General features: G+C 69.9%; 11 protein-coding genes. 6 read left to right on the forward strand and 5 right to left on the reverse strand.

Translation table 11 applies throughout. The annotated features are described in order from the left end of the window. The first annotated feature begins 348 nt into the window (after positions 1 to 348). On the forward strand, positions 349 to 819 hold the full coding sequence (locus AB0A97_RS19120; RefSeq protein WP_361150995.1) for a MarR family transcriptional regulator: 471 nt from the start codon (positions 349 to 351) through the stop codon (positions 817 to 819). Between the two features lie 25 nt (positions 820 to 844). Here the strand turns inward: AB0A97_RS19120 and AB0A97_RS19125 are convergent, their stop codons facing one another. The 3 genes from AB0A97_RS19125 to AB0A97_RS19135 form a co-directional block, all read right to left on the reverse strand. Then, positions 845 to 1252 (reverse strand): hypothetical protein, encoded by a 408-nt coding sequence (locus AB0A97_RS19125; RefSeq protein ID WP_361150997.1) that lies wholly within the window; start codon positions 1250 to 1252, stop codon positions 845 to 847. Positions 1253 to 2150: 898 nt separating this feature from the next. Next, positions 2151 to 2558 (reverse strand): VOC family protein, encoded by a 408-nt coding sequence (locus tag AB0A97_RS19130; protein WP_361151119.1) that lies wholly within the window; start codon positions 2556 to 2558, stop codon positions 2151 to 2153. A gap of 141 nt (positions 2559 to 2699) precedes the next feature. After that, on the reverse strand, positions 2700 to 4316 hold the full coding sequence (locus AB0A97_RS19135) for a SulP family inorganic anion transporter (RefSeq protein ID WP_361150998.1): 1617 nt from the start codon (positions 4314 to 4316) through the stop codon (positions 2700 to 2702). A gap of 581 nt (positions 4317 to 4897) precedes the next feature. Between AB0A97_RS19135 and AB0A97_RS19140 the strand changes: the two genes are divergently transcribed. From AB0A97_RS19140 to AB0A97_RS19150, 3 genes are all read left to right on the forward strand, one after another. Continuing rightward, a complete protein-coding gene (locus AB0A97_RS19140; RefSeq protein ID WP_361151000.1) occupies positions 4898 to 5470 on the forward strand; it encodes a MarR family winged helix-turn-helix transcriptional regulator in 573 nt (190 codons plus the stop codon). Between the two features lie 200 nt (positions 5471 to 5670). Beyond that, positions 5671 to 6873 (forward strand): hypothetical protein, encoded by a 1203-nt coding sequence (locus AB0A97_RS19145; protein ID WP_361151002.1) that lies wholly within the window; start codon positions 5671 to 5673, stop codon positions 6871 to 6873. After that, the gene (locus tag AB0A97_RS19150; protein ID WP_361151005.1) at positions 6873 to 7499 is read left to right on the forward strand and encodes a hemerythrin domain-containing protein; all 627 of its coding nucleotides are present in this window, start codon (positions 6873 to 6875) and stop codon (positions 7497 to 7499) included. Before AB0A97_RS19145 ends, AB0A97_RS19150 begins: the two co-directional genes overlap by 1 nt. Before the next feature lie 744 nt (positions 7500 to 8243). On the opposite strand, the gene AB0A97_RS19155 is transcribed toward AB0A97_RS19150, so the two are convergent. Together AB0A97_RS19155 and AB0A97_RS19160 are read right to left on the reverse strand one after the other, a co-directional pair. Beyond that, entirely contained in the window at positions 8244 to 9224 is a 981-nt protein-coding gene (locus AB0A97_RS19155) for a VOC family protein (protein WP_361151007.1), read from the reverse strand. A gap of 228 nt (positions 9225 to 9452) precedes the next feature. Further along, a complete protein-coding gene (locus AB0A97_RS19160; RefSeq protein WP_361151009.1) occupies positions 9453 to 10145 on the reverse strand; it encodes a TetR/AcrR family transcriptional regulator in 693 nt (230 codons plus the stop codon). Positions 10146 to 10418: 273 nt separating this feature from the next. On the opposite strand from AB0A97_RS19160, the gene AB0A97_RS19165 reads away from it, so the two are divergent. Both AB0A97_RS19165 and AB0A97_RS19170 read left to right on the forward strand, forming a co-directional pair. Further along, positions 10419 to 11219: an SDR family NAD(P)-dependent oxidoreductase gene (locus AB0A97_RS19165; protein ID WP_361151011.1), complete on the forward strand. Its 801-nt coding sequence runs from the start codon at positions 10419 to 10421 to the stop codon at positions 11217 to 11219. A 132-nt stretch (positions 11220 to 11351) separates the two neighbouring features. After that, positions 11352 to 11816: an SRPBCC family protein gene (locus tag AB0A97_RS19170; protein ID WP_361151014.1), complete on the forward strand. Its 465-nt coding sequence runs from the start codon at positions 11352 to 11354 to the stop codon at positions 11814 to 11816. Positions 11817 to 11977: the final 161 nt, after the last annotated feature.

An 11977-nucleotide genomic window follows, 5' to 3' on the forward strand; every position in this document is an offset into this window, starting at 1 on the left:
ACGGAGAGAATGGCCCCCGAAAGCCCGCCAGCGGCTTTCCACGGAGTGGCAGCGAGTGCGACAAGTCTGCTGCCGGCACCGTGCGGCTGAGCCTCGGCAGCAACCCGCGCACCGCGAGCGAGCACGTGCGCAGACCACGGCGCCGACGCCCCCGGCGCCCCGGACTGGCGACAACTGACACCGGCAGCCGGCGCTCGTGCGATGCCCATGTCCGGGACCGCGCCGGAGCCGTCGAAGCCCGCCGATTTTTGCATAGTGCAAATAGGGCAGCGGCTGCGTGCACGCGCGGTAGAAAGAACCGTGGCCGAATGCACACGGGGGCCCTGGAGCCCGAGCGAAGTGGACGCCGTGACCGGAGCGGTCCTGACGGCGTCGCGGGCGCTGGTCGCCGTCTCCGCCCGCTCGCTGGCTGCGGTCGAGGGCACGGTGACCCTGCCGCAGTTCCGGCTGCTGGTCGTGCTGTCCGTGCACGGAGCCGCCAGCCTCACGGCCGTCGCGGAACTGCTGGGCGTCAACCCGTCGACGGCGATGCGCATGATCGACCGGCTGATCGCCGCCGGCTTCGTCGACCGTAAGCTCAACCCCGCCAACCGCCGTGAGACGAGGATTCAATTGACGGACGGCGGCCGGCGCCTCGTCGACGAGGCCACCGCCCGGCGGCGGCAAGAGATCACGGCCATCGTCGAGCGGATGACCCCCGAACAGGGGGCGGCGTTGGTCGAGGCGCTGACCGCTTTCGCGGAGGCGGCCAAGGAACCGGCGGCCTCCTGGGCCGGGGGCGGCCGCTGCCCGTTGGGGTGGAGCGACGTCTCCGGCTGATCTTTCCGTGCGGAAGGCGGTCGGCTCAGCGCGGGTGTCCACGCGGACACACGCTTGCCGGGCCGTGCGCGCTGTGCCAATGCCGGGGGCAGTACGGCACATCGCAGCGCGCGCAAAAGCCTGCGTCACCGGGCAGCGCGGCGAGAGACACCCGCGCGTAGGTGCGTGGGTAGGCGAAGGCGTCCCGCAGCAAGCCGGCACGCTCGGTGGTGATGTTCTCCCCCGCGCCGTTGTCGTGGAGCTCGCTCTCGACCGTCAACCACCACCGTCCAGGGTCGCGGCACTGCTCGTAGAGCTTGCGTGCGTACGCACTCCAGCGCGGCCAGGACACCGGCAGCCGGCCGGGTGGTACCAGTTCGAGGTGCGCCACTTGTGCGCCACAGACCACGCACATGACATGGAGGACGAACAGGAAAGCAGGTACCTGCCTCATGTTGCCGTTCTTTCGCTTGCGTGCCGGGACGAGACGGTGCAACCGGTCAGGACGCCAGAGACTTCGTCGCCCGGGGGCCAGGCACGTGCGGTACTCCGGGGAGTCGGCGTGGGACGCCGCTGCACCAGTTGCCCGTACCGACGGCGCTTGTCCGTCACCTGACCGCCTCCGTCCCGCACCGACGATGCCCTTGGGCGGTGCCGTACCGCACGGCAGTGGGGCGACGAGGGATTTTCGAACTGCGCGTTCTGCCCATGGGTGTTCGGGGCGCTCACGCCACTGCAGCGGAGTCCGGTCGGGCTCCTGAGCCGCTACCTGACAAGACGACCGATTCGCAGTCTGGCATGACGTGTCCCTCTCAGCCGTCTGTGGCATGTCGGCACTGCTCGCCGACCAGGCTTCCCGGCACACCAGAAGCCGCCCGGAGGGGCACCTTCACATCGCGCATCCTTGCACACGGCAAAACCCGGTGGCGGAGGAACGAAGGAAACGACAGCGGGGCCTCGGCTGATGGGGCTCGGGGGGAACCATCCGAACGGGGCTTGGGGCCGTCGGCAACTCCGCTGAAGATGACGGTTCTCAAGCCGCTCCGGACGCTTCTGCTCCAAAAAGGCGATGACTCCGGCAGGGGGAGTGCGGGTGCGGGTGCGGACCCGGCCGTACTCGTCCCGTCGGCGCCGACACCCTCCGGGGACACCGGCCGGACACGAGAGACGCACCGCTACCTGCACTGGCGCAACCAGAACGCCCGGCATCCCGACGCCCCTGCACCCCCGCACCTCTGCACCCCGACATCCTGGCCGCCCAGCGCCGTGAGGGGCTCCGCGTCCGCACAGAGAAGGGCACCCGCTGGGGCGGGCGCGCTCTGCCAGCGGCACAGCCGCGGGCTTGAGCCCCGTTACCGCCCCGAGTCATCGGGGCGGTTCATCTGGATCAGGTCCCAGCGATTGCCGTACAGGTCCCGGAAGACGGCAACGATCCCGTACGCCTCCCGTCGGGGCGCTTCTTCGAACACGACCCCCGCCGCCTGCATCCGCTCGTAGTCGCGCTCGAACGCGTCGGTGTTCAAGAACCAGCCGACCCGGCCACCGGTCTGATCTCCGATGCGAGCTTCTTGCTCGCCGGTCGTGGCCCTGGCCAAAAGCACGGCTGTTTCCCGTGCTCCCGGCGGAGCGACAACAACCCACCGCGTCCCGCCATCGGTCCGGGTGTCTTCCAGGAGCTCGAACCCGACGACGTCCCGATAGAATGCGATGGCTTCGTCGTAGTCACGCACGACGACGGTCACCAGTCCAAGATATGCCATCAGATGATGATGCCTGTAAGCCTGCGGACGCACCAGGACCAGCACTGGTACCAGCACCAGCCCAACCCGGCGAACCCATGCGGTCACGGCACCAGCGGAATTCTCAACGTCGGCAGCGTGCGCGTCGAGTGGGGCAGAAGGCTAGCTTCCGGAGGACTTGTCGAGAGGTGTACCCGGTTGTCCGTCGCAGACGGAGTCGACGGTGCTGTCCGTGGTGAAGGGGCCTTCCTCCGCACGCACCTTGTCGAGAGTGCCCAGGGCGCCGAGTTGCCGTTGCAGGGCAGGCGGAAGGCCGTAGAGCAGTAGTTGCGCGTTGCCCGCGTGGTGGGTGTCGACGGTGTGGTCCAGGGCCAGGATGCCGGTGGTGTCCCAAGCGGTGACGTCGGCGAAGTCCGCGATGACCACGGCGGCCTGTGAACGCCTGACGGGTTCCAGCAGGCGCTGGGCGGTGGTGAACAGCAGAGGTCCTCGAAGGCGGTAGACGGCTGCTGCCGTGGGCCGGTTCGGTGAGGTGCCGTTGTGAGCCGGTCCTTGCCTGGGGAAGGGGACCGGGCGGTGGTCGAGGGTGGCGGTCCGGGTGACGGCGCGCAGGGCGAGCAGGGCGGTCAGCAGCACGCCGGCCGCGACGGCCGTGACCAGGTCGACCGCTGCGGTGATGCCGACGGTGAGGACGGTGACGGCCAGCGATCCGTAGCCGGATCGGGCCATGCAGCGCAGGGTCCTGATGTCGATCATGCGCCAGGCGGTGGCCATGAGGACGCCGGCGAGCGCGGCGAGCGGGATGGCCGAGACCAGTGGGGCCGCGGCCAGGACGGCCAGGGCGATGACGGTGGAGTTGCACAGGGCGGCCAGGCGGGTGGTGGCTCCCGAGCGTACGTTGATGCCGGTGCGGCAGACGGTGCCGGTGGCGGCCATCCCGCCGAACAGCGGCGTGAGGAGATTCGCCGCTGCCTGTCCGAACAGGACCCGGTCGCCGTCGTGCCGGTGGGAGGCTCCCGTCAAGGTGTCCGCGGCGAAGGCTGTCATCTGCGCCTCCAGCGCCCCCAGGGCCGCCACGGTGAACACCGACGGCAGCAGGCCGGGCACGGTCTCCCAGTGCACGAAGTCCAGCGACGGGGGCGGTACCCCGGTCGGCAGGGGACCGATGTCGGCCAGCGGCCAGGGCAGGAGCGGGGCCACCGCGGTGGCGGCCGCAATGGTCAGGAGCGGCCACGGCCATCCCGGACGCAACCGGTGGCCGCCCAGACACACGGCCAGTACGGCCGCCGTCACCGCTGCCGGTGCCACGGCGTCGGCACCGGCCTGGGCCAAGGCCCGCGCGGCGCCGGGAACGACGCCGTGCTCGCCGGAGGTCGCGCCGCCCAGGGCAGGCGGAAGCTGCTGGCAGGTGATCACCACGGCGCTGCCGGTGATGAACCCGGTCAGGACCGGTAGCGGAACCAGGTGCGCGAAGCGGGCGGCGCCCAGCAGAGCCAGGACGAGCAGCACCAGTCCGGCGAGCAGGCCGCAGGTCAGCACTCCGTCCGCGCCGTGTGTGCGGGCCACTGGCAGCAGTACGACGGCCATGACGCCCGTGGGCCCGGTGATCTGCCACGTCGAGCCGCCCAGCAGGGCCGCGGTGGCACCGGCGATCACAGCACTGACCAGTCCGGCTTCGGCTCCCAGACCGGCGGCGACGCCGTAGCCCAGCGCCATGGGCAGGGCGGCCACGGCCACCGTGACGCCGGCCATGAGGTTCGCGGTCGGCGCGTGCCGCATCCGGGCGATCTCGTTCCGGACGGGCAGAAGTTTCCTGACCCGCCGAAGCGCGCGGGAAGGCGACGGAGATCGGCTGGGTCCTTCCCCGGACATACGGCTCCTGGTCCTCGAACAGATGGGGGCGATGCGTGGGGCTCGTGCGGAGACGAGTCGGTGAACGAATAGGCGTGGCGCAGAGAATCCGGGCTTGAAGTGAGGAACGCAGGCCGGTGGCCGTACAGTACGGCCCTGGGGCATCCGGGAATTCCGCAGCCGGGTCTCTGACGAAAGCTGCCAGCCTTGCCGCGGCCTTCGCAAGAGGAAATACCGTTCGAGGTGCTGCCCGTACGGTGCATGCAAAAGATGGGCATCACACATCCTGATTACTTCCCGCGCCGGGCTGGATTTCGCGTACACCGCCCGGGCGCGCCGGAGTGCGCGGGCAGGGCGGCACGTGCTTCGCGCGCCTGTTTTTCGTCTCCTGCCGCATTCCTCGTCACCGGATAACGTCAGTCGTCAAGCGGAGCCGGGCCCGGTGGGACGCGGCTCCGGCTTGCTGCGGCACGACCGGCCGACCGCTCAAGGCGGCACCGAGGTGGCCAGTGGGCCGGGCCAGGGGCGAATACGGCCCGGTCGAACTTCTCCAGGCCCTGGCCGAGAGCTCACCCGCCAGGGTCGGCGACCTCGCCGCCCGTCGGCGCCTGGCCTTCAGCACCGTCAGCGGCCTCATCACCCAGGTGATCAACGCCGGGTTGGTGTCCCGCCCCACCGTCCCCAGTGACCGCCGCGCTTCCGCCGTCGCCCTCAGGTCGGTGACTGTGCTGCGTGGTGCCGACCGTCCGGCACCCGGCGGGCCGGCCAGACGCAGCGACCTCGACGCATGGCGGTGCGCTGCGGCGTCATCCGGTTCGTTCGTCCTGTGTACGGCGCACTCCGGCGGACCCCGGCAGCGGTTCGCCACGCTCACGACCCGTTCGACGGATGCCATGTCCGCGGGCGCGGTTTCCGCGTACGGCCCGTGCGTACGCCAACCACTTGCCGCGCATTCTCCTGACAGGACCCTGGAGCCCCCTGCGGAAAGCCGCATATCAAGCGTCACGCAGCGGATGCCGGGCATCGCTGTAATACCCGCGCGCGAACGCCACCCACCCGCCACCCTTCTGCTCTCCGGGTGAAAGGCGCACCGGTCACGGGACCGCACACCAGCCCGCACCCCGTCGGCTGCGACGCTGTCACCACTGTGCCGGTCAGCCGTGCCGTACCGAAAACTTTCCGGCCTCGGGATCGGGTCCTGACATGAAAAGGCTGTTTTCCCCGCGGAACGACGGTTACCCGGAAGCGCGCCGTCATCCGTGCATTCGTACTGGAGGGCCTGATGTCGTTCAACCCCTTGGAGCAGCGGGGGATCCCGCTGGACCGGCAGGTACGCAACTGGCGTGAGCTGAATGTGACGCCGATCGATCCGGACCACGGTGATCCGTACACCCGGTGCAGGATCATCACGATGAACGGGATCGAGGTGGAGGCGATCCTCTTCAGCCATCAACTGGCCCGGCACTGTCCGGACATGGAGGTCAAGCAGCAGCTCGCCCGGACCCGCTACATCGAGGCGCAGCAGCAGAAGGCGGTCAACTGGCTGCTGCCGGGGGTCTCGTCGGTGCTGGAGACGACCATCGCGTACGAGCAGGTGGCCGTCGACCTGACCGCCTGGGTGGCGCGGATGGAGCCGGATCCGTACCTGAAGCAGGCGTACCGGTTCGGGGTGTTGGAGGACTTCGACCACCTGTACCGGTACGCGAACCTGTACGAGATGATCGAGCACCGCAAGGCGGAGTCGATCGTGGACGGGCTGACCGAGGTGATGCCGGGCCGGCCCACGCCGCTGCACCACCGCAACCCGGTGGACAACGTGCGCGAGCCGTACGACAAGACCAAGACCGACCCGCTGTCGAAGCTGCACGCGCTGACGATCATGTCGGCCGAACAGCAGACGATGAACTTCTACATGAACACCGGCCCCACCTACATGGAGCCGATCGCCCGCCAGCTCTACCAGGAGATCGGGCTCGTCGAGGAGGAGCACGTCACCCACTACGAGTCGCTGGTCGACCCGGGTGAGACGTGGTGGGAGCAACTGGTCAACCACGAGTACAACGAGTGCTACCTCTACCACTCCTTCATGGAGCAGGAGAGCGACCCCAAGGTCAAGGCGATCTGGGAGCTGCACCTGAACATGGAGCTGGAGCACCTGCACATCGCCTGCGACCTGATGCGGCGCCACGACGGGCGGGAACCGGCCGAGGTGCTGGCGCCCGTGCTGCCCAACGTGCTCACCTTCGAGCCGAACAAGGGCTACCTGCGCGAACTGATCGCCAACCAGCTGGACCTGACCACGCTGGGCGCGGGCTACGTGCGCGAGGCGCACGAGCGGTTCGAGGCGATGCAGGAGGCACTGAACGGCGGCTCCACGCCGCCCAGCGACCAGGTGCTGGCCGAGCACGACAAGCTGATCGGCGGCGACTACCGGCTCCAGACCGAGGGCGAGCACCCGGTCGCCGAACTGCGGGGAGGCCGGTGATGGCCACGGCTCACGGAGCCGACCGGAGCCCGGACCCGGCGACGACCGATCCGGCGGAGGATGTCGATCCGGGCCCGGAGCAGGACGTGGTGGCGCTGCTGATGGCGCAGCACGGGCAGATCCGTAACCTCTTCGACGAGGTCGAGCAGAGCAGCGGCGATGCCCGTCGGGACGCGTTCCGGCGGTTGGTGCGGATGCTGGCGGTGCACGAGACGGCCGAGGAGGAGGTCGTCCACCCGTACGTGAAGCGCGCGGCGGACGGTGGGGACGACATCGTCGCCGACCGGCTGGGGGAGGAGAAGCTGGCCAAGCAGGCCCTGTCCGCCCTGGAGGACGTCGATCCCGAGGGCGAGGCGTTCCTGCCGAGGCTGCTGTCCCTGCGGATGGACGTGATGCAGCACGCCCGCGCGGAGGAGCGCTATGAGTTCTCCCAGCTACGGCGGCTGAACGATCCGGCCCGCCTCGCCTCGATGGCCAAGGCCGTCCAGACGGCCGAGGCGACCGCACCGACCCACCCGCACCCGGGCGTGGAATCCGGCGCGAAGAACGTCGCCCTCGGCCCGCTGGCCGCCGTGGTCGACCGGACCCGCGACGCCGTACGCAAGGCCATGGGCAAGGACGGCTGAAGGGCGGAGGCGCCGGAGCTGTAGGCGGTCGGCTGCCCGTACTCCTCGGGCGGCCGCATGCGGTCGCCGGCCACCGCCGAACCGACTGGGCGGCGCATACGGCGATCCCCGCCGCGCGCGCCGCCCCGACTCGTCACATCAGGCGGCACCGCCGGACGCACACGGTCTGGCCGCACGCTGTTGGTACATCGGGCTGTCGCGAGTTGCGGAGCCACAGGCCCCGCCCGTACCGAAGGCACCGCCTCTTACGGAGACGCCTTCGAACTCGCCGGACAGGCCGTCACCCTCGGACGTCTCGCCGACCCCGAGGAGGCCCCCCCGCACAGGCGATCCCGCTGGCAGCAGGGGCCGTCGTGGGTGAAAAGCCGTCCGGCAGCGCGACAGTTCCGCCAGCGTCTCCTGTCTGCCAGCCCGCACCAGTCTACTCATCCCCTCCCCACGGCCTCCATTGCGAACTCCCGTACCCTGGCGTGGAGTTCAGGTTACGAGGCGGACCGGCCACCTACCCGGCAATCACTCCGAAGAGTGGCCGAACGGCCAGATCCGTGGTCAGGGAACAAGCTGACCGGCGTGTGGACGGCCGGGGACAGGATCGAGTCGCACCCGGTGGCCTGGCGGGGCGCTCTGGCGGAGCGGGGAGCGAGCGGGGCGGCCGCGTCAGGGCGCTGAGCCCTTTGCGCCGGCCCTGATCCCGGACGGCGCCGAACGCCGCCCGGGGCCGGGGCCCGGCGCAGGACTCCAATGTCAGAACTCGGGGAGGTGTCCTGTCCTTGCCCAGTGCTCCATCACCGGCTTTGCGGCGGGGTCGGCCAGCTCCAGCCTGATGCCCAGGCCGTCGTACGACGTGATGGCGGCGATCGGATCCGACGCGGCATCCATGCGTATGACGGCGTCCATGCCGAAGCCCTGGGTCCTGAGCCGGGCGAGCCGGGAACGCATATCGCTTTCCCAACAGGCGTAGTACATCAGGGTGCCGGCCCGGGAAGGGCCGAAGACGCCGTCACCGGTGGCTTCGATCAGTTCGATGTACGGCTCGCGGGTGCGGGATATCGCCTGGCGCTGCCGGAACGGTGTGTGGGTGACATCCCCTTCTTCCTGATGCGGGGATTCGGTCAGAGCCGCAGCGGTGAAGGGCACGCCGAACACCGTCGCGCACCGCTGGACCGCCGTATCGATGTCCGGCACCACCATTCCCACGTGGTAGTAGGAGGCGGGCAGCGAACCCTCGCCGCCCGCGAGGTCGACCTTCTCGGTCATCCGGTTCTTCAGGGCCGAGGCCACGTAACAGATCCGGGTTCCGTACAGATCGGGCTCCGTGATGATCATTTCAGGCGCTGAGCCCGGCGCCGCCGCATAGGTCGCGGCAACCCCGACGCCTTCCCGGCGCAGCTCTCGCAACCGCTCCTCGGGGTCTTCCTCCCACCAGCCCCAGTAGGCGAGGGAGCCCAGCCGCTCCCGACCGAACACGCAGTCCGGCTCGTCCACCGCTTCGACCAGGACGAAGTAGGGCTCCTGTGTGAGGGACACCGTCACGCGCAGAGTGGAAGGCGCGGTACGGCCCGAGGCGTCGGCGCGAGAGAAAACAAATTCTTCGGCACTCCCGAAAGAGACACCGAATACTTCATGGAACCTGTCTGCCGCTTTCTCGATGCTGTCCACGACCAAGGCGGTGTGGGAAAACGAGGCGGGCAGTTCTTTCGCCGCCTCGTCGGCCATGTCGGGCATGCTTTCTCTCTCCTTTTACCGGGCGTCTTCGTGGGGGGATCCTGCGGATGTATCCGATCGTGTCGACTCGTCACACGCTAGAACCGGGCAACCCGCAGGACCCTGCGCCTCCAGGTGGAAAAAGGTGCCCGGCCTCCTCCTCGCAGTCCCCTCCCCAAGGAGGAGGGCACTGAGCGGCGCCCCCGGCGGCACGGGCGCCGCCGACGGTCGTACCGCCCGCTGAACGCGTCAGGCCACCGCTGGGCCAGGCGGCCGGCCGCCGAAGACGCTGCGGATCCAGACCTCCGCGAGGGCGGCCACGCGCTGATCGTCGGGGATGCGGGGCTCCATGCCCAGAAGGGCGGCGTACAGGTTGCGCTCGCTCATCCACACCAGTGTGGCGGCGAGGGTGCCGGCGGGTGTGCCCGCCGGGGCACGCCCGGTGGCCCGCTCGTGTTCGATCCACGCCGTGGCCGGTTCGATGAACAGATCGAGCAGCCCGGTGTAGACGCTTCGCAGTTCCGCGTCGGTCCCCATGGCATCGGACGCGGCCAGCACCACCGGCGCGTGTTCCCGCCACAGCGCCAGGATCTCGGTGTAGTTGGCCTCGAACGTCCGCTGGGGCGTCGGATCCGCCTCGGTGGTGCCGAAGCCGCGCAGCGCGATCTCCAGCTTGTCCTGCATGACCCGTTCCAGGAGGGCCGCCAGCAGGGAGTGCTTGGTGTCGAAGTAGAAGTAGAACGTAGGCCGCGAGATGCCCGCCTTGGCGGCGACCTCCCCGACGGAGATCTCCGCGAACGGCTTCTCCGTCAGCAAGGTCTCCGCAGCGGAGAGCAGCGCTTCCAGGCGGCGGTCTCCCCGGCTGGCGGGACGCGACCAGCTACGCGGGGCAGCCTGAGCCGGCTCTTCGGGTGTGCTCGTGTCGGTGCGTCGGGCTGTCACGCGGGTTCCTCTCCTTCTGGGGCTCCTGCCTTCACGAAGAACGGCGTCAGACGGTGAGGAGCCCTGCTCAGGGTAGCCAGCGGAAGAGACCAGCTCCTCCTCCTGTCCGGTGGTCGCGGCGGGGCGGGGGAATGGCGGGGGCGGTGGGAGCAGGGTCGGGAGCGCCAGGATCAACAGGTGTTGAGTTACAGTGACACCTGTTGAGCGGTGGCTGCTCGCACGGTGCGCAGGTGTGCGCGCACGCACCACCGCATCCCATCGAAAGGGGCCCACGTGGCAACCATCCTGATCACCGGAGCGTCCGACGGCCTGGGCCGCGCGCTGGCCGAGGATCTCGCGGCGGACGGTCACCGCCTGCTGCTGCACGGCCGCGACCCGGAGCGGCTGGCCGAGGTCGCCGCCACCACGGGCGGAGAGGTCTTCCCCGCCGACCTGTCGTCCCTCGCCGCGACGAAGCGGCTCGCGGCCGACATCCGCGCCCGGCACCGCCGTCTCGACGTCCTCGTGAACAACGCGGGGGTGGGCTTCCGGGGGGAGGACACCTCGCGGGAGGTCTCCGCCGACGGCTACGAACTCCGGCTGGCCGTGAACTACCTCGCGCCGGTGCTGCTCACCCGTGAACTCCTTCCCCTGCTGCACGAGGCCGGGCACGCACGTGTCGTCAACGTCGCCTCGGTCGGCCAGCAGCTCTTCGACTTCGACGACCCGCAGCACGAACAGCACTTCACTCAGGCCGACGCCTACTGCCGCTCCAAGCTCGCTCTGATCAGCCACACGGTCGACCTCGCGGAGCAACTGGCCGACTCGGGCATCACCGTGAACGCCGTCCATCCCGCGACCTTCATGGCGACCACCATGACGAAGGCCTCCGGCATGCCCGTCCAGGAGTCGCTGGAGAAGGGGGTGGCCGCCACGCGCCGACTGGTGGACGCCTCCGACGTCGCCGGGGTGACCGGCGCCTACTTCCACAGCCAGGAGAGGGCCGACCCTTCGGAGCCGGACGCCCTCAGCCCCGCGTACCGCCACCGCCTCGCCGCGCTCACCCGGCGTCTGCTGACGGCCGCAGGCGTCTGATCACTCGCTCCGGGCGGCCTCCGTGACCCCGGCGGCCCGTACGCGACCGGCGTGCTTCCCCCCGACCGGCCTTCCCTCCCCGTCCCACCCCCCCTGCCCGCATCTTGCTTTCCATCTCTCACAGGAGCATCCATGGCACGCACATACGTCAGCGCAGTCGTTCCCGCCACCGCCGAAACCGTATGGCAGGTCGTCCGCCCCTTCGACGGTCTCCCGCAGTGGCACCCGGCCATCGCCGCCGGCGAGTTGGAGGAAGGCGGGACCACGGCGGTCGGCGCTCTGCGGCGCCTGCGCCTCGCCGGTGGGGACACCACGGTGCTGGAACGCCTGACCGCGCTCGACGACACCGCACGCACCTTCACCTATGAGCTGGTCGAGCACCCTTTCCCCGTCCGGCGCAGTGTCTCCACGCTCCGGGTGCTGCCCGTGACGGACACCGGCGAGGCATTCGTCGAGTGGTCGGCCGAGTCGGAGGAGGACGCCGCGGACGCCGCCGCCGCGCAGGCGCTCGTCGAGGAGCTGTACGGCAGCGGTCTGTCCGCGCTGCAGCGGCACTTCGCCGCCTCCCGATCCTCGCACCAGGCGCCGGTCGGCTGAGCGGATCCGCCTGGACGGCCTGACCGAGAGCGCCGCCCTCGGACGCGCCGACCCGTCCGGACACCCGTGCCCGCTCACTTCCGGGGGACGGGCCTTGGCTAGGGTTGCCGGGGGAGGACGGGCCGTCGTGACGGTCCCGGGAAGTGATGCGGCACGCACCT

The organism is Streptomyces sp. NPDC045470, assembly GCF_040646595.1.
Taxonomy (GTDB): Bacteria; Actinomycetota; Actinomycetes; order Streptomycetales; family Streptomycetaceae; genus Streptomyces.